The sequence below is a fragment of the Gemella haemolysans genome, assembly GCF_901873445.1.
GTDB classification, from domain to species: domain Bacteria; phylum Bacillota; class Bacilli; order Staphylococcales; family Gemellaceae; genus Gemella; species Gemella haemolysans_C.
This window is the reverse complement of sequence record NZ_CABFLN010000006.1, coordinates 1-23,438: the sequence shown is the minus strand read 5'-3', so window position 1 is coordinate 23,438 and position 23,438 is coordinate 1. Positions and strand designations below refer to the sequence as shown.

The window sequence follows — 23,438 nt, the reverse complement described above, 5'->3', positions numbered from 1 at the left end:
TCGCTTCTTTTAGATTTGTAGTTTTTCATTAAGTTAAAGAGTGATTTATATACTTACGAGTATTTAAATGTTTTTAACTTTTTTGATAAACTTATTATTAATTATTTAATTTTTCTATGTCTTCTAAAACTTTTTTAGCTTCATCTTTATTGTTTTTAGAATATACATGTTTATTATATATTATTGCACTTATAGAAATCATATGTGCTGAAACTGGGGCAGCCAAGAATAAGAATCCAATTGCTAAGAAAAATTTTAATTCAAAGACATGTAAATATCTATAGAAATAAACAAATCCTGCAATAAGAACTAATTCCACTGCGAAAGAACCAGTAACCCCGGCAGCGTGAATTTTAGTCAGCTCATCTGGTAATCTAATGAATCCAATGACAGTTGCTAACATTGCCACAATCGAAACTAAAATTAGAAGTATTATAATAATGTCTAAAATATTATTTAGTATCATCACTGAAAACCTCCTTTTTAGCTAAGAATCTAGCAGTAACAACTGTACCAACTAAACAGATAATAGCTATTATAAGTATAAGTGAAATATATGAAAAAGTTTTATAGTACATGCTTACTAAAACTATTAAGCACATAAGAGGCATAGCAAGAAGATCACTTGCTATTAATTTATCGAAGATGCTAGGTCTTTTAACGATGTAAATTAATAAGAAAAATATCATTGCAATACTAGCGAAAATCCCCAATAAAATAGAATACTCTACAATTTTATCCATCTAAATCAACCTCCAATATTGCTTTTTCAAAGCTATTTTTTATACCTTCAATTTCACCAGGAATATCATCAGTATCTAAACAGTGAATATGTAAGACTTTATTATCATGACTAACATTCACCGTAAGAGTACCAGGTGTTAAAGTAATCATGTTGGCTAAAAGAGTAATTTGCCAAGCTTTTTTTACTTCAAGAGGATATTCAAAAATGACAGGATTAACATCAAGATCTTTTTTGAACATTAATTTTAGAACATTCACATCTGCTTTTAGCAATTCAACTAAAAACATTAAGATTAATCTTATCCATTTGTATACATAAATGTAGTATAGTTGTTCTCCTAAAATATTTTTAACAAATGTCTTTCTGAAGATGAATAATAATACCATTCCCCAGAAAAATCCAACTGCAAAATATTCAGAATTATAACTTCCTGAAAAGAACATCCATATTACACCAACTAATATATTAATTAAAAATTGTAGTGCCATAATTATGCTCCTTTCTTAAGTACTAAATCAATATAATGTTGAGGATTTAACACCATTTGTATTCCTTTATCAAAGAATCCATCTAATAAGTTAGTACTAACTCCAACTATTAACGCAATCGAAACGATAGCAATAAGAGGGATTTGAACTCCTTTAGGGAGTGGTTTTAGAATTAGATTTTTATTAATGTTATCGTAAAAGACATTCAAGAAAATTTTAATTAATGAGTAAAACACAACTAATCCAGATAAAGCAACAAGTATTGCAATAAATAAATTGTTGTTTGTAACTAGTCCTTTAATAATCAGAGCCTTACCGTAAAATCCACTAAATGGAGGTACTCCTGATAAAGATAGAACAACTATAAAGTATGTCCAACCTAGAAGTGGATATTTATTGATTAAACCACATTTTTGAATGTATTTAACACCACTAACGTAAATTATTAATCCTACGATTATAAATAATGCTGCTTTTAGTAATATGTCGTTAACAGCGTAGAATAAGGCTCCTTTAACACCAAATGTATTTAATGTAGCTGTTCCGCAAACCATTACTCCTAGAGAAATAACGATATTGAATACTACTATTTGTTTTAAATCTTTTTGGTAAATAGCACCAATACATCCGGCTATTATAGATATAGCACCTAAAATTAATAAGTATGATTTAATGAAGTTTGACTCGTAGTAGAATAGTCCATAAGTTCTAATAATCGAGTATAGCCCAACTTTTGTTAATAGCGCCCCAAAGATAATTGAGACAGCAATTGGAGGTGCTACATATGATCTATTCATCCAAGTGAATAGTGGGAATAATGCTCCTTTCATACAGAACACAAATATCATTACTGCGCCGACAAGGTATAATCCTCTTCGATCTGACATAGAAGAAATTGTTTGTGATATGTATGCCATATTTAAACTACCAACAATTGTGTAAAGATAACCGATACTAATAACAAATAAACTACCAGCAAAAACGTTCATTAGTACATAACTAATAGAAGATTTAAGCTGTTCTTTATTTATACCTACTAACAATAGTAAGTAAGAAGACATAAGTAAGATTTCGTAGAAAACAAAAAGGTTAAAAATATCTCCTGTAGTGAACGCTCCGTTAATACCTACCATTATTAATAAAAAACCAGGATAGAAGAAGCTAAGTTCGCGAATTTTATCTATTGTTTTAAAAGAATATAATAAAGTTGCTAAAAATACTAATGATGAAGTTGTAACTAAAACACTGTTTAGTCCATCTAAAGTCAATGTAATACCGAATGGACTAGCCCAGTTCCCCATTTCTAATATTAGTATTTTATGTTTATCTACAAGATAGATGTTGTAGATTGAAAATGCTAAGACTAACAGAGTAGCCAATGTTGTTAGTAAACGTTGCATGGCTATCCTTTTTCTGAATAATACTGTTATCGCAGCAAATAGAAGGGGTATAAATATTGGAATAACAGGTAAATTACTATACATTATTTCTCTCCTCCTTCATATTTTCAACATCTTCAAGATCAATTACATTATCGCTTCCTTTTAGTTTGTAGTTAGCGATATAAATTGAAATTAATAAACAAGTTACTGCAAAACCAATAACGATAGCAGTAAGAATAAGTGCTGCTGGAATTGGGTCTATATAATTTTTTCCTAGTTCTGAGATAATAGGGATATCTCCATCATATAAACCACCTGCGATAAGAATAATTAGGTTAGCAGCATGTCCAAAAAGACCAACACCGATAATTATTCGCATCATACTCTTAGAAAGCATAAGGTAAACACCAAAACCAACAAGAATACCGCATAAGATAATCATATAAAATTCCATTATTTACCATCCTTTCCAAAAGCTAATATTACTGACATTAATACACCAACAACTACGAAGTAAACACCTAAGTCAAAAATCGCAGCTGTGTGTAATTCCATCTCTCCCATAATTGGAACATGGATATGAGTGAAGTGATGTTTAAAGAAATTTTTTCCAACAACGACTCCACTAAAAGCTGTTCCAATAGAGAAAAGTAAGCCGATTGCTGTTACATAAACGTAATTAATTGGAAGTAGTTTAGTAACTTTGTCTATTCCATATGTGAACATAGATAAAGCAAGAGCCATTGTACAAAGGAGTCCACCTACGAAACCACCACCTGGAAGGAAGTGCCCACCGAAGTATAAACTAAGTGAAAGTAGAAATATACAACCTGAAATAATTGCAGATAATGATTTTAAAATTACATCATTAGTTTTCATCTTTTGGTCCTCCTCTTTTAATGATTTTGAACATAGCATAAATTATTAGAGCTACCATTGTCATAACTGTGATTTCGAATAGGGTATCAAATCCCCTGAAATCAACGATAATAACATTTACTATGTTTCCTCCACCAGAAGCTACAACATTGTCGAAATAAAATTGGCTAATTTCTGATGGGTTTTTGTATGCATAAGATACAAGTCCTACAATTATAAAGCTAACACCAGTCAGTGTTGCAATAATTGCGTTTGTAAGTTTGAAACTATTTTTTTCTACTTGTTTTGTTTTATCAGTTAATAGAATGAAAGCTATCAAGAAGATAATTGTAGAAATTGACTCGATGACAAATTGTGTCATTGCCAAATCAGGTGCTCTGAAAGTTACATATAAACCAGTCATCATAAATCCAACACCAGATGAAAGGATTATAAGTACTAATCTATTGTAAACTCTTGTAAGAGCTACACAGCAAAGGACAATACATAGTCCAATGAATATATTCATATAATGAATAGTAGAGAAGTTATTTATTATCATAGGTCTACCAATTGCAAAGTAACCGCCGATAATAGTCGCTGATAGGCCACAGAATATATAACTCATATTTCTTCTAAGTTGATTAGTGATGAATGCATTGTGAAGTCTACCACTAACTTTATGTAATAATATTCCTAAATTGTTGTATGCACCGTGAATAGATACAATGCTAGGATTTATTGAATAAATACCATTACCATTAGCAAGAACTTTATAAATTACAAAGCTTGCGATTATAACAAAAATAGAAGTAAGAAGTTCAGATGATATGAAACTATCATGATGAACATGAGTTATTACCTCATTATTTGTTGTTTTTACTGCAAGAGCAGCTTGTTGAGCTGGAATTACAATATAATCTTTAATAAACGTGTTAATAATAACAAATATTACAAGTATTATTGGAGATATAAACATTCCATTTTTTGGTAAATGAAGTTTTTTGTCTCCAAGTACTTTGCTATCGAAAGTACCTAGGAATGGTTTGAAAGCTAATATTAATGAATATACAGCTGTTCCTAGAGCACCGATTACAACAGCTATTACTATTATTATATATAGCATACTAGAATTTAATAAGCCATATACAGCTGTTAAGAAATATTCCTTTGAATAGAATCCACTTAGTGGTGGAATTCCTGCCATAGAGAAACCAGCAATAATGCTTAATATGAATCCAAGTGGCATATATACTCTTAACCCTCTAAGTTGTTCGATGTCTCTAGAATGGAATGAATGATCTATAATACCAGTTATCATAAATAGACTTGCTTTGAAGGCAGCATGGTTAATAATATGGAAACATACTGCATAAAATGCAAATGTATAAATATAATGATTATCATTATAAAGTCCTAAGTTTGCAATACCAATCATAAGAGTCATCATACCTAGTTGACTGATTGTTGAATAGGCTAAAACACCTTTTAAATCTTTTAAGAAGATTGCAGATATTGATCCTATTAACATCGTAATTGTTCCAAAAATAATTAAGATATTACCGAAAGTAGTTGAGAATGCGAATATAATTCCGATTCGAAGTAATAAATAAATACCAGCTTTAACCATTGTAGCTGAATGAAGGTAACTACTGATCGGTGTTGGAGCAGCCATTGCATCAGGTAACCATATATGAAATGGAAATTGTGCTGATTTAGTGAATGCACCAAATATTATTAAAATCATTGCGATTATATATTTATTATTATAACCATGATTTTTAGTGAATTCTATTATTTCACTAACATTAAAACTACCAGTAATATTATTAAGGACAAAAACACCTGCTAGCATTAAAACACCACCAAAAACGGTAATTATTAGTGATTTTAATGCACCTTTTCTTGAAGCATCATTTTCGTGCCAATAACTAATAAGTAGAAAAGAAGATACAGAAGTCATCTCCCAAAACATGTACATGCTTAGCATATTATCAGATAATACAACTCCTAGCATAGCTGACATGAATATTAGTAAGAATATATAAAATTTATGTAATTTTTCATCTGTAATGCTCATATAGTAACATGAATACAAGATTACTAAGGTACCAATTCCTGTAATTAGTAATGAGAAAAGAAGTGATAAACCATCAAGATTTAGGTTGATATCAAGTCCTGCATTAGAAACAAATGCTAATTTTTTATAGATTGTCCCACCTGAATAGATATTTTTAATATTTGAAACAAAATATCCAAACAGAATTAATGGCACAATTATAACAAATTTACCAGTATGGATATTTTTGAAGTTTTTCCTTAAAAAAGGAATCAAAAACATCGCAATTACTGGGAAAAAGACAGCTAATTGTAACATAAAAAAACCTCTTTCTAATTTATTTTTTATAACATTAATTATATAACAAAATTGATTAAATTACTATTAATATTCAATTTTTATCTAATTATTTTTCAATAAAAATTGTTGTATATAATAAAATAGCATTATGTATTCTTAAATAAACGATGAAATTATGTGTTAATTATTTTTCAAAAAGAATAAATATAATTTTATTTTTCTTGAGGATTAGAATATATGTTGTATAGAGTTTATGAATGAAAATTCTGATGAAAGCATTGTGGAAAACTTATTGTTTTCTGAATATTTAATGAAAAATATAGACAATTATTTTTCTAATATAGCTTGTTTAAGATAAAAAAAAAAGGTATAATAAAGTTATTAATATATTTACAGGGGGACTAACTGATGTCACATAAACAAACACCGCATATTAAACCAAATGGAGTAGAGATCGCAGAAACGATTCTTTTACCAGGAGATCCTTTAAGAGCGAAATTTATTGCTGAAACTTTCTTAGAAGATGCCGTTTGTTTTAATGAAGTGCGTGGTATGCTAGGATATACTGGAACATACAAAGGTAAAAAGATTTCTGTAATGGGAACTGGTATGGGACCAGCTAGTATCGGTATTTATTCTTATGAATTAATTCATACATTTGGAGTGAAAAACTTAATTAGAATTGGAACTTGTGGAGCATTGCAACCAGAAGTGAAATTATATGATGTAATTTTAGGTATGGGATCTTCTACAAATTCAAATTACATGCACCAATACAACATCCCAGGAAACTATAGCTTAACAGCGTCATTCGATTTATTATTAAAAGCGTATAATAAAGCTCAAGAAATGGGGCAGGCTGTTCACGTAGGAAATATCTTATGTAGTGAAATTTTCTATAATGCTGACGAAAAAGCTATGGAAAACTGGATTAAAATGGGAGTTTTAGCTGTTGAGATGGAAAGTACTGCATTATATGCTAACGCTACTGCAGCAGGAGTTAATGCTTTAACAATTTTAACAGTAAGTGACTCTTTAGTAACAGGAGAAGAAACTACTCCTGAAGAAAGACAAACAGCATTTACTAAAATGATGGAAATTGCTTTAGGTCTAGCATAAAATTAAAATTTAAGAGATAATTTAGAGGTAATATTATATGAGTAACTATCAAGAATTATATGAAAAATGGTTAAACAGTTCAGCTTTAACAGAAGAAGAAAAACTTCAATTAAAAAACGTAGCTGATGATGAAGTTGAAAAAGAAGATAGATTTTATAAAGAATTAGAATTTGGAACTGCGGGATTACGTGGTAAAGTAGGTATGGGTTCAAATAGAATGAATAGATTTATTATCGCTCGTGCTACAAAAGCGTTAGCACAAACTATTATCGATAATGGATTACAAGAAAAAGGTATTGCTATTGCGCACGATCCACGTCTTTTCTCAAAAGAATTTGCTAAGTTAGCAGCATTAGTAATGGCTAGCAACGGAGTTAAAGCATACTTATTCGAAGATTTACGTCCGACTCCAGAATTATCATTTGCAGTTCGTTACTTAGGAACAGCTAGTGGTATCAATATCACTGCAAGTCATAATCCTAAAGAATATAATGGATATAAAGTATACTGGCAAGAAGGATCTCAAATTAAATCTGACATAAGTGATAAAGTTTTAGAATACATTAACTCAATGGATATCTTTGACAACTATGTTACTTTAACAGAAGAAGAAGCTCAAGAAAAAGGATTACTAGTTTACATTGGTCAAGAAATTGATGAAGAATTCTATAGAGAATCTTTAAATTGTGCAATTAATGATGGAAATATTGATAAAGACATTTCTGTAGTTTATACTCCATTAAATGGAGCGGGGTACAAAGCTGTAACAACAGTTCTTGCTCGTCGTGGATTCAAAAATGTTCATGTTGTTGAAGAACAAAAAGATCCAGATGGAACTTTCCCAACAATTGAATATCCAAACCCAGAAGATACTGCAGCATTTGAATATGGTGAAAGATTAGCTAAAGAAGTTAATGCTGATGTAATCATCGCGACTGACCCTGACTGTGACCGTCTTGCTGTAGAAGTAATTCACAATGGTGAAGTAGTTTCTCTAAATGGTAACCAAGCTGGAGCGGTATTAGTACAATATGTTATTGAAAATCTTGCTAAACAAAATAAACTTCCTGAAAACCCAGTATTAGTTAAATCTATCGTAACTTCTAAAATGGTTGAACCACTTTGTAAAGAATACGGAGTAGAAGTAATTGACGTTCTAACTGGATTCAAAAACATCTGTGCATTACCAAATGAATGGGATATTACAGGTGAGAAAAACTATGTAATGGGATATGAAGAAAGTATCGGATACAACGTTGGTACATTCTTACGTGATAAAGATGGTGTAACAATCGCCATGTTATTAGTAGAAGCTGCAGCATTCTACAAAACACAAGGTAAAACATTAGTTGACGTACTTGACGGATTCTATGAAAAATATGGGTACTACTTAGATAAAACTATCTCAATCGTTTTAGAAGGCGCAGCAGGTGCTCAAAGAATTAAACGTATGATGGAAAAATATCGTGAAATCTTTGCTCGTGAAATTGCTGGAAGTGAAGTAGTAGCTATTACTGACTATCTAGTACAAAAAGAAAAAACTGTAACTACTGGTGAAGAAAAAGATATCGAAATTGAAAAAACTGATGCTGTTAAATTCAGCTATTCAGACGAATCTTGGTATACTTTACGTCCAAGTGGAACAGAACCAAAAGTAAAACTTTATATCTATGTTAAAGATGCAGATAAGAAGGTTGCAGAAGAAAAATTAGTTAAATTTGAAGAAAAAGTATTAGAATTACTTTACTCAATTGATTAATAATAAGAAAAAAGGAAGTGAGAAAAAATCTCACTTCCTTTTTTTGCTATTTATTATAATATTTTAGGTATTCTTTACAAAATTGTCTTGCTGATAATTTCCCGCTTTGTCTATCTGCGTATGAAGAACTAACAAATTTCGAAATTTCGTCAGTATATTCTACTTTTGGTAAAGGTTTCTCAAGGACAGTTTCTCTACTAATAGCGAATGTTGAGAAACAGATTCCAACTAGACGAGTATGTCGAGTTTCATGATTAAATGCACTTAGTTCTGCAAAAATTTCTACACTTCTTGTACCAACTCTAGAAATATAACTATCAATAATTAATGCTTCGTGTCTATGGACAACATCTAAAAATTGATATGTATCAATACTTGCTGTAAAGAAGGGTAGGTGTGTATATCTACGTATTACTAAACCTTGTACATCGTCAAGCCAGTATAGAGTTTGTCCGCCGAATAATGTGTCATGTCTGTTCATATGGTTAGGATAAATAGTATGGAAGTTTTCAATCCTAGTATCTTTATAATTCATAACTTCTTGCATGAAAAAGATCTCCTTAAAATTTAATTTTACTAATGTCTAATATAAAATTAGAATACTTATGTAATTGTAACATAAATATAAAGATTTATTAAGTAAGATTGTTTATAATATTATAAAAAAGATATATGATTATAATCTTTACATTTTGTTAAAAAGTATATTATAATAAAAGAAAATACAAATGAGGTGAAGAATAATGAAATATGAAACTATGTTAGAACGTTTTTTAGGATATGTTAATTTCAAATCTAGATCTAATGCGGCTAGTACAACAATCCCGTCTACTCCAGAGCAAAAAGATTTCTTACGTATGTTGAAAGGTCAACTAGAAGAACTAAATCTTAGTGATATAGTTTTAAATGAAGAAAATTGGTTTTTAACTGCGACATTACCAGCTAACACTGATAAGCCTTATGACAAAATAGGTTTTATTTCTCATGTAGATACAGCTGATTTTAATGTAGAAGGAATAAATCCACAAGTTATTGAAAATTATGATGGAGAAGATATAGTTTTAAATAAAGAATTAAATATTGTAATGACTAAAGAAGAGTTTCCTAATTTAAACAATTATAAAGGTCTTACATTAATTACTACAGATGGTACAACATTACTAGGAGCTGATGATAAAGCTGGAATTACGGAAATTGTTGAAGCTATTAAATATTTAAGTGAACATCCTGAAATAGAACATGGAGATATTCGTATTGCTTTTGGTCCTGATGAAGAAATTGGACGTGGAGCTGATCATTTTGATGCCAAGGGATTTGCTACTGATTATGCTTATACTATGGATGGTGGAGTTCTTGGAGAACTTCAATACGAGAGTTTCAATGCAGCTCAAATTACATATAAAATTACTGGTGTAAGTGTACATCCTGGTACAGCAAAAGGTAAAATGAAAAATGCAAATATGATTGCTGCTGAATTAGCTTCATTATTCCCGGAAAAAGAAGTTCCTGAACATACTGAAGGATATGAAGGATTCTATTTATTGCATAATATGCAAGCAAGAATAGAAGAAGCTGAAATGGTTTATATAATTCGTGATCATGACAAAGAAAAATTCTTGTCTCGTAAAAAATTTGCAGAAGAAGTTGCAGCTAAAATTAATGAAAAATATGGAAATGTAGTAGAGTATGAATTATATGATCAATATTATAATATGGGTGATATAATTAGAGAAGATAAACGCTGCGTTGATGTAGCTGAACAAGCTATAAAAAATGTTGGTGTGACACCATTAATTATTCCAATACGTGGAGGAACTGATGGTTCTAAAATTTCTTACATGGGAATACCAACGCCTAATATTTTTGTTGGTGGAGAAAACTTCCATGGACAATATGAATTCAGTTGTTTAGAACATATGAAAAAAGCAGCTGATACAATAGTGGAGATAGCAAAACTAGCAAAAAAGTAGAAAAAATAACACCGTGGTGTCAAAGATAATTTATGAAACTATATAATATATACTCGATTATAATAATATTAAGTTCATTGTGAGGAAATTAGTTCAAGAATTAATTTGAAACTTAATAGAAGAGTAGCTCAAAAGCAAGGTTTGTAACGAATCTTGCTTTTGATTTTTTTCACTTAAGGAGTAATGTCTTTTTTATATAAAAGTATTTTGAAATTTGAAAAAAATGATAAAAAAATATGCATTAACTCGCGATATATGGTACAATAGTAATGTATATTAACTAAAAAATTGAAAGAGAGGATGGTTGTAAGATGACAAAAAAAACATTTTATGTTACAACTCCTATTTATTACCCAAGTGGTAACTTACACATAGGACATGCCTACACAACAGTTGCTTGTGATGCATTAACTAGATATAAAAAATTAAGTGGATATGATACATACTTTTTAACAGGTACAGATGAACACGGTCAAAAAATTCAACAAAAAGCTCAAGAAAAAGGAATTTCAGAACAAGCTTATGTGGATGAAATGATTAAAGATATTAAAAAATTATGGAAAGCGATGGATATTAACTATAGTAAGTTTATTCGTACTACAGATGATTATCACGAAAGAGCAGTTGCTGAAATTTTTGATAGATTAGTTGAAAAAGGTGATATTTATTTAGGAGAGTACAAAGGTTGGTATTCTATCAGTGACGAAGAATATTTTACAGAAACACAACTTCAAGAAGTATTCAGAGATGAAGAAGGTAATATGATTGGTGGTATTGCACCAAGTGGAAATGAAGTTAAATTAGTAAGTGAAGAATGTTACTTCTTTAAAATGAGTAAATATGCTGATAGATTAGTGAAATACTATGATGAGCATCCTGAATTCATTCTACCTGAAAGTAGAAAAAATGAGATGCTTAATAACTTTATTAAACCAGGATTAGAAGATTTAGCTGTTACTCGTACAAGTTTCGATTGGGGAGTAAAAGTAAAATCTAATCCAAAACACGTGGTGTATGTTTGGATTGATGCTTTAGTTAATTATATTACAGCTTTAGGATACGCAACTGGAGAAAGTGAAGAATTATTCAAAAAATACTGGCCAGCAGATGTACAAGTAGTTGGTAAAGAAATCGTGCGTTTCCACGTAATTTATTGGCCGATATTACTTATGGCATTAGACTTACCACTACCTAAAAAAGTCTTTGCTCATGGTTGGTTATTAATGAAAGACGGAAAAATGAGTAAGTCTAAAGGTAATGTAGTAGATCCTTATATGCTAATAGAACGTTATGGTTTAGATGCAGCTCGTTATTACTTATTACGTGAAGTACCGTTTGGTCAAGATGGAATTTTCACACCTGAAAGTTTTATCGATAGAATTAACTCAGACTTATCAAATGATTTAGGAAACTTATTAAATAGAACTATTTCGATGATTAATAAATACTGTGGTGGAGTAATTCCAAAATTTGTTGAACCAACTACAGAATTTGATAAAGAATTAATAGAATTATCAAAAGAAGTTATTGCTGAGTACGAAGAATATATGGAAAATATGCAATTCTCTAAAGCATTAGAAGCAGTGTGGAGATTTATTTCTAGAACTAATAAATATATCGATCAAACAACACCTTGGATATTAGCAAAAGATAAAGCTAATCAAGCTGAATTAGATAAGGTAATGAACTACTTGGCTGAGAGTCTTCGTATTGCTACAATTTTAATAGCTCCAGCTTTAACAAAAGCTCCAGTAGAAATTGCTAAGCAATTAGGAATTAAAGAAGATTTACTAGTCTTCGAATCAGCTAAAACATTTGGAGTGTTTGATGGGACTGTAAAAGTTGTAGAAAAACCAACACCAATATTCCCAAGATTTGATAAAGAAGTAGAGGTAGAGTATATTAAAACTCAGATGTCTCCAAAAGCTTTAGAAAACTTAGAAACTGAATCAAAAGAAGAACAAGACGATACTTATGTAGAGCTTGCTGAAGAAATTACAATCGATAAATTCTTCGAGACTTCTTTAAGGGTTGCAGAAGTATTAGAATGTGAAAAAGTTAAGAAAAGTTCTAAACTATTAAAATTCAAATTAGATTTAGGTAATCATCAAAGACAGATAGTTTCTGGTATTGCTAAATATTATGATCCAGCAGAATTAGTTGGTAAAAAAGTAGCTGTAGTAGCTAACTTAAAACCAGTTAAATTATGTGGAGAATTAAGTGAGGGAATGATTTTATCAGCAGAAAAAGATGGAATTTTACGTGTAGTAGAAATTAATGCTGAAATTCCTAATGGTGCAGAAATTAGATAGTAAATAAGAGAATGTAGCTTAAAGCTATGTTCTCTTTTCTTTTATAAAAAACCACCTTGATAAAGTACCAAGGTAGTTTAGTTTGTTATCTCGTTGTTCTTTTTTGAGTATTTTGTGAATTGGTTGTATTAGCAGTATTTTTATTATCACTCTCGGTATTCTTTGGTTTAGGAGATTCTCTGTTAACTTCGGTTACACGCACAGGATTTACAGGAACAAATGTTCCATCAGTTACATGATAAACTAATCTGTTGTTTTTAGAGATACCTATACCATTAATGTTTAGCTGTGCTCCATTACCATAAGTTGATCTAACGCTACTAAGTGATTCATCAGAATAAATATTTTGTGTAGTTAAGAATTTAATTGCTACTGGACGAGAAATAAAGTTCTCAAGTTGATCATTTTTCTTATCAACAGAGACAAATTTTTCATTAGCTGTAATGTATTGACCTTGATGGTCTCCAGAAGAAATATGATACATAACATATCCAGCAGGCGAAATTATTTTATCGACTGTTAATTTAGTTCCAGGTTCGATTACATCGCCAGGCTCAGACCAACCAGCAGATTTGAATGCATGAATTTTCTTATTAACTGTTACTTCACGATCTACATCAAAAGAATATGATGTAAATGTTCCTGCAAGTTTTGCAGTAATTTCTTCATCTTGCGCATCTGAATCGATACGAGCAGCATCAGCTTGTTCTTGAGCTTTCAGAATTTTAGCTTTTTCTTCAGCTTCTTTCTGTTTCTTCAATTCTTCTGTTGTATCGACAGATGTAGTATTAGTTTCTCCAAAACTTACATAGTGTTCTTTTGCAGAAGATATAAATTTCAGTGTAATTAAGAAACAAATTGATAATAATAGTGCTAAAATAATTGATGTAGCAATTTTCACTTTAATGTTTTTTGAGACTTTGCTTATTTTATCATAGTTTTCAATTTTGTTTTTGAATATATTTTTAGAAATAAAAGCTTTGATGCTTAATAGTGAAACAATAAATATATTTTTTGATTTGTTATCAATATATTTAACTCTAAAGGCTGTTTCATCTTCGTTAACAACTTCTTTTTTTATACTATGTATTTCTTTTTTTAGACCATCTAATTTATATTCTATTTCTAGATTTTTTTGAATCTTCTCAATTGCTTTTTTCTCAGATGTAATATCCTTTAAAACAATTTGTCTTTGAGAATTTAAGTTGTTAAGCCTTTTTTCTTCAAGAGTTATTTTTTCTTTATCAGCTTTTCTATTTTTTAGAGTAGAAACAGTCAGTTTCTTTTCTTCAATTTTATCTTCTAGAGAAATTAATGAAGTTTGTAATGAAAGAAGTGTGTTTTCGTGTTCTTTCATTTCATTTTCTTTTTGTAATAATTCTAGTTTCTTTCTATCTTCTAGTAATTGGAATTCTTTTTCTTTTCTTCTGTATTCTCGTTTTCTTTTTTCAGCTTGTTCTTTCTCAATGCGTTGACGTTCAAGTTCTTTTTCACGAGCGATACGTTCTTTTTCAAGACGTTCTTTTTCGCGTTTTTCAGCTTTTTCTTTTTCAATACGCTGACGCTCTAATTCTTTTTCACGAGCGATACGCTCTTTTTCAAGGCGTTCTTGTTCAAGTTTTTCAGCTTTTTCTTTTTCAATACGTTGACGTTCAAGTTCCTTTTCACGAGCAAGACGTTCTTTTTCTAATCTTTCTTTTTCAGCTCTAGCAAGCTCATTTTTCTTTTTCTCTTCTTCTATTTTACGTTGTTGCTCTTCAAATTGTTTTCTAGCTTTTTCTAATTCAAGAGCGCGTTTTTTTAATTCTTGTTCCTGATGTTTTACTTCTTCTTCTTTTTTACGGAGCTCTTTTTCTAAAGTAGTTTCATCAATATGAGAGTCTCCATTTTCAGAACTTGTAGATTCGTTGTTTTTAAAATTAAGAGTCTTAACTTGTTTTTTTATACGACCAAAAAAAGATGTAGAGTTATCTTTTTCTTCAGTCGTGTCTGTAGCATCTTTATTACCTACTATATCTTTTTCTTCTTTTGACATAAAAATAATCCTTTCAAGCAATATTCCATTCTATTATATCATAAAATTGTAACAAAACTACATAAAAAACGCTTAAAATCACATTAAATTATGTAAAAAACTTTTAAGTCTAATTGAAATATGTTATCATTAGGGTAGATAGTTTTATCAACAAATTTTTAATTTAAAAGAGGTATTGATTATGAAAAAAACAATAAGCTTTAAAGGAACTCCAGTAACTATTGAGGATAAATTAAATGTAGGGGAAGTATTTCCAAATTTTAGAGCTGTTACAAAAACATTATCAGAATTTGAACTAGCTGATTATAAAGGAAAAAAAGTAATTGTTAATACTTTTCCATCAGTAGATACGGGAATATGTGCTTTACAAACTATTAGCTTTAATAAAGCAGTAGGAGACCTAGCGGATACAGTAGTAATCACAGTATCGAAAGATTTACCATTCGCATTAGGTAGATTTTGCGCGGATAAAGAAATTAATAATGCGATAACAGTTTCTGATTATAAATACCGTGATTTTGAAAATAACAACGGTCTTTTAATTGAAGAATTAGGTTTATTATCTCGTGCTGTATTTGTTCTTGATGAAGAAGGAGTTATTCGTTATAAAGAGGTGTTAGAGGAAATCGGTGAAGAGCCAAATTATAACAATGCTCTAGAAGCGCTTAAGAAACTATAGTGAGGTAATAGATGACAGAATTAAAATATATAAATAAAGAAGAAAATAAGAGCTTACAAATTAAAGACTTAATAACATTAGGATTATATACTATTTTATTAATTCTTGTTATGGCTGTTGGAATTGGTATTTCTACACTTTTAACCGCTGTTGTATTTGGCGGAAAGGTTTATTTCGCAACATATACATCTATAACTTCAGCATTAGTCTGTGGAAGTGTATATAGTTTAATTTTTAACAAAATTAATAAAAATATGGCAATATTCATTATGATTGCAATTATAGGGATTTTCATGTCTGTTTCTGGTCACTCTGTAGTGGGAGGAATAGTATTAATCTTTGCGGCAATTTTAGCGGAGATTGCTTTTAGATATGGTAATGAGTATCTATCATACTTATTCTTTAACTTAGGGACTATTGGGATAATTTTACCGATGTTCTTTATGAAAGATTCATATGTTAAACATCTTCAAAATAGAAATTATTCTGATGAAAAAATTAAATTAGTTATGAGCACTACAGATATGAAGACATTTGTTTTTATAGTTATATTTACAATAATTTTCTCAATAGTAGGAACATACTTAGGTAGAAAATTATACTTTAAAAACTTCAATAAAGCGGGATTATAATATGTTGAAGCTAGATATTAGAACTAAGATTTTTATATTAGTTGTTGCCAATATATTAATGTTTAAAATAATGACAGTTAATATTCACTTGTTGGTTGCACTTTGTTTTTCGATATACTTAGGTATAAGTTCTAACATAAAAAGAATGTCTAGATTTTTTGGGATATATCTTTTCTTTACTGTTTATGAGGTGTTTTTTGCACATGCAGTGACACTTCAAGTTATAGACAGTTTCTTATTACTAACAGGATTAATGTTTAAAACTTTATATTTTCCATTGTGTGCTGGTATGGCATTAGTAAGTAGCTCGAAAGTGTCTGAATTAATCTGTTTTTTAAGAAGTATAAGATTACCAAAGAAAATGATTATTGTTTTAGCAGTCTTATATAGGTTTTTCCCAGTATTACTTACAGATTATAGGTTAATTAAAAATTCATTAAAAATGAAGGGGATTGGAGTAAGTAGAGGTTACTACTTACTTCATCCATTTAAATTTTTTGAATATATATTTGTTCCTTATGTAATTATAAGTACGAATATTGCTAACGAACTTTCAGTGTCGTGTTTATGTAGAGGGATTGATAATGAGGAAAAACCAAGTAGTTATATCGAATTGAAATTTAACAAGATTGATTATTTGGTCATGGTAGCTGTTACTATAATTTTTTGTTTTATTATGTTTATGAGGTGGTAAGTTGATAACATTTAAGAATTTTAATTATAAATATATAGAATCAAAACAATTAAATATTGAAAATTTGTCGCTAGAAATTAATAAAGGTGAATGTGTTCTTTTCACAGGGGCAAGTGGTTGTGGAAAAACAACAATTATGAGAGTTTTAAATGGTTTAGCTCCTGAATTTTTTGATGGTGGTTTTAGTGGTGAATTTAAAGTGGCACATTTAAGCATAGGAGATCGATTAAAAGAATTTTCAAAAGTAGTAGGTAGTGTTTTTCAGAATCCTAAAAACCAATTTTTTAATTTGGACTCTACTAGCGAACTTGCTTTCAGTATGGAGAATTATGGGTATTCTAAAGCGGAAATAAAAAATAGAATAGATGAAGTAGTATCAGATTTCTCTGCCGAATATCTATTAGATAGAAATATTTTTGAGTTAAGTGGTGGAGAAAAACAAAAATTAGCTTTTATGGCTAGTATGATGTTAGATGCTGATGTATATGTTTTAGATGAAATTACGAGTAATCTAGATCTAAAGTCAATTCAGTTAATTTCCTCAATAATAGAAACATTGAAGAAAAAAGGTAAGACTATTATTGTTGCTGAACATAGAATATATTATTTAAAAGATTTAATTGATAGAATGTATATTATTAAAGATGGAAGATTGATTCACGAAGTTACTAAAGAACAGCTCTCTGACTTTGATAGTAGATCATGTCAAACAAGACAAATAGATTTATCTAAGGTTGAACTTGGTAAGAAAGAACCTAGAAATATTAAGGAAAATTATTTGAATATAGAACAGCTTGATTATAAAGTACATAATCATCAAGTATATTTGAAAAATGAGAGTTTTTCTGCATCGAGAATATATTCTATAATTGGCGAGAATGGATGCGGTAAGACTACCTTTGCTAATGCGCTAAGTGGTTTACACAGATCTAAGCATAAAGTTAATTTGAACGATAAAAATCTTAACAAAAAAGATTTAATACGAAGCACTTTCCAAGTAATGCAAGATGTGAACTATCAATTGTTTACTAATCTTGTAGAGAAAGAGATAAAACTAGGAAGTAATAATCTAGAGTTATTTGATGAGGTAGTTGATAAATTAAACATTAGGAAATTCTTAAATCGCCATCCTAATACATTATCTGGAGGAGAAAAACAAAGGGTAGCAATAGCATCTGCTTTACTATCTAATAAGAAAATTTTAATTTTTGACGAGCCTACTAGTGGTCTAGACTATGTGAATATGATAGAATTAAGTCATTTAATTGAACAAATAGCTAAGAATGATGTAGTAATATTTATAATTACACATGATTATGAGTTCCTATGTCAAGTTTCCGATGAAGTTCTTTATCTTGATAAACAAGGGATAAAAGAACGTATAGAGGTAAATGAGAATAATAAAAATAAAATATTAGAAAAGATGAGTTAATGTACATAGTATGTTAACTCTTTTTTTGTCTCACATCATTTACAAATGTACGATGTTAACTCTATTTTCGACTCAAATGATTTGTTAATTTACTGTTATCATGATAAAATATATAGGTTATAGAAAAATGAAGATAGGAGGGAATTTATGTCATACGCTTCAGATATGAAAAAAGAGTTAACTTTAATAGAGATAACAAAAGACAGAGAATTTTTATCTGAGTTATCTGCTCTTATAAAAATGAACGGTGTATTAAATATATCGAATGGTAGGTTAAGTTTAAGTTTTCAAACTGAGAATGCCTCAATTGCACGAAGAATGTTTTCTTTAATCAAATATTTTTATGATGTTCATGTGAATATTTCGGTCCGAAAAAAGTTAAAGTTAAAGAAAAATAATGTTTATATATGTCGTTTAGATCAAAATGTAAAAGAAATTTTAACAGATCTTTATATTCTAAATGAAAATTATACAATGAGAATAGATATAGCTAAAGAATTGATTGATACTGATGAGAAAAAAAGGGCTTATCTGCGTGGTGCATTTTTAGCTGGAGGTTCAATTAATAACCCTCGTACATCAAGTTATCATATGGAAATTTTCTCATCATATAAGGAACACAATAAAGAACTAAATGAATTATTAAATAGTTATAAGTTAAATGCTAGAAGTCTTGAAAGAAAAAAAGGTTTCATAGTTTATATTAAAGAATCAGAGAAAATAGCTGAGTTTATTAATTTAGTAGGGGCTTTTCAAGCTCTATTCCAATTTGAGGATGAAAGAATTGTTAGAGATATAAATAACTCCGTTAATAGAATGCAAAATTGTGACATGGCGAATATGAATAAGACTGTTAATGCCTCTGCAAAGCAGGTTGAGGATATTAATATAATTGAGGAAAGAATAGGATTGGATAATATCGATGAGAAGCTTCGAGTTGTAGCAGAGGCAAGGCTTAAGTATCCAGAATATCCATTGAAAGAAATTGCCGAAATGATTGAGGATGGAAAGTTATCAAAATCAGGGTTGAATCATAGGTTTAGAAAAATTGCAAAAATAGCAAAAGAATTAAAAGAAGGAACATACCAAGCAAAATAAAAAGAAAGGATGAGAAAAAGATATGAGTAAGTGGGATGAACAAATACTAGTAGTAAATAGAAAAGAATTATTTAATAATGAGGAAAATCATTTTTATGGATTTATAGAAAAAAATGATGAAAAAACAAAGAAAATTATTGATACATTCGAATCTTATGAAGTAAAACGTCGTGGGGATATGGAAGAAGATCCAAGTTATAAACAATTAATAGGATACGTTCTATTAAAAGATACGAATACAAATGAAGTTCTTGTATATAAGCGTTTAGTAGGTGGAGGTGAAGCAAGACTTCATGGAAAAGCTTCTGTTGGTATTGGTGGTCATATGAATGAGGTTGAAGGAAAAACAATTTTTGAAATGTTAAAAATCAACGCAGCTAGAGAATTAAATGAAGAAGTGGGTGTCTCAGAAGAAGAAGCGTTGAACAACTTACACTTTATAGGTTTAATAAATGATGACAAGACTGAAGTAGGGCAAGTACATGTAGGTGTTGTATATGAATGTAAAGTTGATAAAAGTAAAGTAGAAGTAAAAGAAGATGATACACTTGTTATCAAATGGATGACAGCTGATGAAGCTAAAGCAGAAGAAAACTATGAAACTTGGTCAGAGTTTTTAAAACCAATTTTTTAACAAATAGTATTAGAAAAATATGGGGCTGACCCAAAAGACTTAAATTTTAATAAAATGTATATGAGAATTCATAGGCGCAGTGGTTTATTGATATCTAAATTTGCTTTACAAAAGCTTTTTAGATATCTAATAACCTGTGCGGGGGTGACTTCATAAAATCGATTTCTCCGAAATCACGATTTTTGAGTCACTCCCTAGATGAAATATATAGGAGCGGCTTGACTAAACGATTTCTATAAAATCGTGAGTTTAGTTGCTTCATTTATTTATGAAGAAAATTTTCAATATGAAAATGTAATAAAATCTAACGTGTTTTTGAATAAAATTATGAAAGAGTGTAATATAAAGTTATACGATTTAATATATATTATAAAAATTTATAAATTACAAAAATATTTATTTTAAAAAGTACTTTCTGAAGAAAAGTTAATAATTTAGTGTTAGAAAATATAACATAATATAGAGAGGATGATAATATGTTCAATATAAAAATGGATATGATACAAACAGTTGGACTAGCTGTTGTGATATTAATTATAGGTAGATTACTAAGGAGAAAAGTTAAATTTTTTGAAACATATTGTATACCATCTCCAGTTATAGGTGGATTCTTATTTGCAATAATAAATTTAATTTTAAGACAAACAAATTTAGTAATTTTTGAATTTGATAATACTTTACAAAGTTTCTTTATGACGTTGTTCTTCACAAGTATAGGTTTTAATGCAAGCTGGAGATTATTAAAAATTGGTGGAAGAAAAGTCATTATGTTTTTAATAATGGCTATAATTTTAGTAGTATTACAAAATATTGTTGCAGTGGGGATTGGATATGCTACAGGTATTGATCCATTAATAGCTTTATTAACGGGATCAACGGCTATGACTGGTGGACATGGTACTGCGGCAGCAATGGCACCTATTGTTGAAGAATTAGGACATACAGGAGCTAAGAGTGTAGCAATAGCGGCAGCTACATTTGGACTTATAGCTGGATCAAGTCTTGGAGGTCCATTAGCTAATAGGTTAATAAATGGGAAAAAGTTAGAAGTTGTTGTTGAAGAAGTTGATAATGAAAAAGTAAAAAATGATGAATTTTTATTTAATAATGATGTTAAGAAATTAGATGGAGAGAACTTTGCTAAAGCATTCTTCTTAATATTATTATCAATGTTTATCGGTAGTTATGTGTCTACATTTTTAAATCAATTTTTAAATTTTCCAAATTATATAGGTCCGATGATTGTGGCAGCAGTATTAAGAAATATTTCTGATCATACTACAAAATTCGATTTGCACTATGAAGAGGTTCATATTTTAGAAGATGTTTCGTTAAATCTATTCTTAGGAATGGCTATGATAAGTTTAAAACTGTGGGAACTTAGTAATGTAGCAGGGCAACTTGCATTGTTATTATTAGCTCAGGCAGTATTAGCATGGGTATTTATCTACTTCGTTACATTTAGGGCAATGGGTGGAAATTATGATGCTGCAGTCTTATCTGCAGGGCACGCTGGATTTGGACTTGGAGCAACACCGAATGGTATAGCAAATATGCAAAGCGTTTGTGATAAGTATAAACATTCACATATAGCATTCTTCGTAATGCCAATAGTAGGAGCGTTATTTATCGACTTCTTTAATGTTGCTATTATAAGTGGATTTTTCTCATTTTTATCAAGATAATGATAAGGTAGGGTTGATTAGTAATTTAAATTATTAATCAACTCTTTTCTATAGGTTTTAACTTGATGAAAATTTTAATGTGTAATATAATTGTAAGATAGTTTTGATAGATTTAACAATTAATTAAGGAGATAAAAAGTGAAGAATAATAAGTATTCTATTAGAAAAATTTCTGCTGGTATTGCTAGTATTATTATTGGGTTAAGTGCCGGAGAAATTAGTACGACAAATGCTGCAGCAAATTCTGAAATGTCAACAGATAAAAAAGTCATTATCGATGAAAATGGAGTAAGACCAGATGTTGAACCAATTTCTCCAAAAAATTCATCAGAAGAATCGATAAATAAACTACCTGTTAAACCGGCAGAAAAACCAAACAAAAAACTAGAAAGCAAGCCATCTGTTAAGCCTATAGAACAGACAGGAAGTAAGCCAACTGAGAAAACAGAGGATAAGTCACCTGTTAAACAAACAGAAAAAACAATCGAGAAACCAACAAGTAAGCCATCTGTTAAATCGGATAGAAAACAATTGGTAGAATCGAAAGAAGATAACTCACCAGAGATACAAGATGGTGATAAATTTCCGACAATTATGGACAAAGAAGAACATTATGATTCAAATAATACGTCTAATAAAGGTTTATTGATTGCTAGTTTATCAGGACGTGATATAAGAGTAGAATATAAAAAAGGAAGTATTTCTGTTGATAAGTTATATGTTGAATCTATAAATAATAGTAAATTGAATAAATCTATTGAAAATAAGTTAGGAAAAGATTATAAAGTTGTTGAAACTTTCGAAATTCATTTTGAGAAAGATGACAAGAAGATAGATAGTAATCAAGAACGTACAGTAACAATAGCAATTGCTAAGAAGGATAATGTAGAATTAGAAGTATATCATGTTGCAAATGATAATTCTCTTGAAAAAATGAATAGTAAATATTCATCTGGTGAATTACAATTTAGTGTTAATCATTTTAGTAAGTTTACAATTGTAGAACGTATTAAAGTTGGTCATAAGGATTTAGAAGAAAGAGCACAAATAGTAATTCCAGAAATAATGGAAAATACTAAGAACAAAGATGACGAACTACCAAAAACATTAACAAAGCCGATAGATAATTCTAAAGAAAACACAGTATTACCGAAAACAGGTATAGAATCTATGGCTGTAGAAATTATTGGATTTATGTTGATTTTAGTAGCTATGTTATTAAGAAGAGAACAAAATAATAATTAAGATACCGTATGTAAAGGGGAATGATTTAAATATTAATCGTTCCTCTTTATTTTTTATTTTATAGTGCTACATGTTTTTAAGGCGTGGTGAGCAACGAATTAATCGTAAAGATTACTATTTACAAAAACGAAAAGTCGTGTTATAATAAAACGGAATTATTACGAATTATTAAATTAAGGAGAAAATTGTATGGACAAGAGAAAAATGATTATTACTAGTGCCTGTGGTTCACTTGTAATCGGACTGTCAGCATTTGCTGGTTATGAATATGGTAAACAACAAGCATATGAAACAACACCACTAGTACAAAAT

General features: G+C 29.6%; 21 protein-coding genes. 12 read left to right on the top strand and 9 right to left on the bottom strand.

All coding sequences use genetic code 11. The features are described from left to right. Window positions 1-97 precede the first annotated feature (97 nt). Genes JX287_RS00920 through mbhE form a run of 7 tightly spaced genes read right to left on the bottom strand, consistent with a single transcriptional unit; the run spans window position 98 to window position 5,850 of the window. Window positions 98-466, bottom strand: a complete 369-nt coding sequence (locus JX287_RS00920) for a cation:proton antiporter (RefSeq protein ID WP_048803152.1) — start codon at window positions 464-466, stop codon at window positions 98-100. Further along, complete coding sequence (locus JX287_RS00915; RefSeq protein ID WP_204641362.1) at window positions 453-743, bottom strand: monovalent cation/H+ antiporter complex subunit F; 291 nt, start codon at window positions 741-743, stop codon at window positions 453-455. The genes JX287_RS00920 and JX287_RS00915 overlap by 14 nt, the downstream gene beginning before the upstream one ends. Beyond that, window positions 736-1,233, bottom strand: coding sequence for a Na+/H+ antiporter subunit E (locus tag JX287_RS00910; RefSeq protein WP_204641361.1), 498 nt, complete (start codon window positions 1,231-1,233; stop codon window positions 736-738). The genes JX287_RS00915 and JX287_RS00910 overlap by 8 nt, the downstream gene beginning before the upstream one ends. A 2-nt stretch (window positions 1,234-1,235) precedes the next feature. Beyond that, window positions 1,236-2,717, bottom strand: coding sequence for a proton-conducting transporter membrane subunit (locus JX287_RS00905; RefSeq protein ID WP_204641360.1), 1,482 nt, complete (start codon window positions 2,715-2,717; stop codon window positions 1,236-1,238). Next, the gene (locus tag JX287_RS00900) at window positions 2,710-3,069 is read right to left on the bottom strand and encodes a sodium:proton antiporter (protein WP_204641359.1); all 360 of its coding nucleotides are present in this window, start codon (window positions 3,067-3,069) and stop codon (window positions 2,710-2,712) included. The genes JX287_RS00905 and JX287_RS00900 overlap by 8 nt, the downstream gene beginning before the upstream one ends. Beyond that, window positions 3,069-3,494, bottom strand: coding sequence for a Na(+)/H(+) antiporter subunit B (locus JX287_RS00895; protein WP_003147002.1), 426 nt, complete (start codon window positions 3,492-3,494; stop codon window positions 3,069-3,071). Before JX287_RS00895 ends, JX287_RS00900 begins: the two co-directional genes overlap by 1 nt. Further along, window positions 3,484-5,850 (bottom strand): hydrogen gas-evolving membrane-bound hydrogenase subunit E, encoded by a 2,367-nt coding sequence (gene mbhE / locus JX287_RS00890; protein ID WP_204641358.1) that lies wholly within the window; start codon window positions 5,848-5,850, stop codon window positions 3,484-3,486. Before mbhE ends, JX287_RS00895 begins: the two co-directional genes overlap by 11 nt. A gap of 390 nt (window positions 5,851-6,240) precedes the next feature. Between mbhE and deoD the strand changes: the two genes are divergently transcribed. Continuing rightward, window positions 6,241-6,951 carry a purine-nucleoside phosphorylase gene (gene deoD / locus JX287_RS00885; protein ID WP_204641357.1) on the top strand — a complete coding sequence of 237 codons (711 nt, stop codon included), beginning with the start codon at window positions 6,241-6,243 and terminating at the stop codon, window positions 6,949-6,951. 37 nt (window positions 6,952-6,988) lie between these two features. Then, window positions 6,989-8,710, top strand: coding sequence for a phospho-sugar mutase (locus tag JX287_RS00880; RefSeq protein ID WP_204641356.1), 1,722 nt, complete (start codon window positions 6,989-6,991; stop codon window positions 8,708-8,710). A gap of 46 nt (window positions 8,711-8,756) precedes the next feature. Here JX287_RS00880 and JX287_RS00875 read toward each other — a convergent pair whose 3' ends face one another. Next, window positions 8,757-9,257 (bottom strand): acyl-CoA thioesterase, encoded by a 501-nt coding sequence (locus JX287_RS00875; RefSeq protein WP_048803160.1) that lies wholly within the window; start codon window positions 9,255-9,257, stop codon window positions 8,757-8,759. A 196-nt stretch (window positions 9,258-9,453) separates the two neighbouring features. Between JX287_RS00875 and pepT the strand changes: the two genes are divergently transcribed. Continuing rightward, the gene (pepT, locus tag JX287_RS00870; RefSeq protein ID WP_204641355.1) at window positions 9,454-10,680 is read left to right on the top strand and encodes a peptidase T; all 1,227 of its coding nucleotides are present in this window, start codon (window positions 9,454-9,456) and stop codon (window positions 10,678-10,680) included. A gap of 311 nt (window positions 10,681-10,991) precedes the next feature. Continuing rightward, window positions 10,992-12,992, top strand: coding sequence for a methionine--tRNA ligase (metG, locus tag JX287_RS00865; protein ID WP_204641354.1), 2,001 nt, complete (start codon window positions 10,992-10,994; stop codon window positions 12,990-12,992). 85 nt (window positions 12,993-13,077) lie between these two features. On the opposite strand, the gene JX287_RS00860 is transcribed toward metG, so the two are convergent. Continuing rightward, the gene (locus tag JX287_RS00860) at window positions 13,078-15,027 is read right to left on the bottom strand and encodes a DUF5776 domain-containing protein (RefSeq protein WP_204641353.1); all 1,950 of its coding nucleotides are present in this window, start codon (window positions 15,025-15,027) and stop codon (window positions 13,078-13,080) included. Window positions 15,028-15,208: 181 nt separating this feature from the next. Here JX287_RS00860 and tpx point away from each other — a divergent pair, with 181 nt between their 5' ends. From tpx to JX287_RS00820, 8 genes are all read left to right on the top strand, one after another. Continuing rightward, complete coding sequence (gene tpx / locus JX287_RS00855) at window positions 15,209-15,706, top strand: thiol peroxidase (RefSeq protein WP_204641352.1); 498 nt, start codon at window positions 15,209-15,211, stop codon at window positions 15,704-15,706. 11 nt (window positions 15,707-15,717) lie between these two features. Further along, entirely contained in the window at window positions 15,718-16,338 is a 621-nt protein-coding gene (locus JX287_RS00850) for an MptD family putative ECF transporter S component (protein WP_204641351.1), read from the top strand. A 1-nt stretch (window position 16,339) separates the two neighbouring features. Further along, the gene (locus JX287_RS00845; RefSeq protein WP_204641350.1) at window positions 16,340-17,032 is read left to right on the top strand and encodes an energy-coupling factor transporter transmembrane component T; all 693 of its coding nucleotides are present in this window, start codon (window positions 16,340-16,342) and stop codon (window positions 17,030-17,032) included. A gap of 1 nt (window position 17,033) precedes the next feature. Beyond that, window positions 17,034-18,464: an ABC transporter ATP-binding protein gene (locus tag JX287_RS00840; RefSeq protein WP_204641349.1), complete on the top strand. Its 1,431-nt coding sequence runs from the start codon at window positions 17,034-17,036 to the stop codon at window positions 18,462-18,464. Window positions 18,465-18,611: 147 nt separating this feature from the next. Beyond that, entirely contained in the window at window positions 18,612-19,562 is a 951-nt protein-coding gene (whiA, locus tag JX287_RS00835) for a DNA-binding protein WhiA (protein WP_204641348.1), read from the top strand. 22 nt (window positions 19,563-19,584) lie between these two features. Then, window positions 19,585-20,196 (top strand): NUDIX domain-containing protein, encoded by a 612-nt coding sequence (locus JX287_RS00830; protein WP_204641347.1) that lies wholly within the window; start codon window positions 19,585-19,587, stop codon window positions 20,194-20,196. A gap of 491 nt (window positions 20,197-20,687) precedes the next feature. Then, entirely contained in the window at window positions 20,688-21,881 is a 1,194-nt protein-coding gene (gene gltS, locus JX287_RS00825) for a sodium/glutamate symporter (protein ID WP_239650295.1), read from the top strand. A gap of 138 nt (window positions 21,882-22,019) precedes the next feature. Next, entirely contained in the window at window positions 22,020-23,126 is a 1,107-nt protein-coding gene (locus JX287_RS00820; RefSeq protein WP_204641345.1) for a YSIRK-type signal peptide-containing protein, read from the top strand. Window positions 23,127-23,438 lie beyond the last annotated feature (312 nt).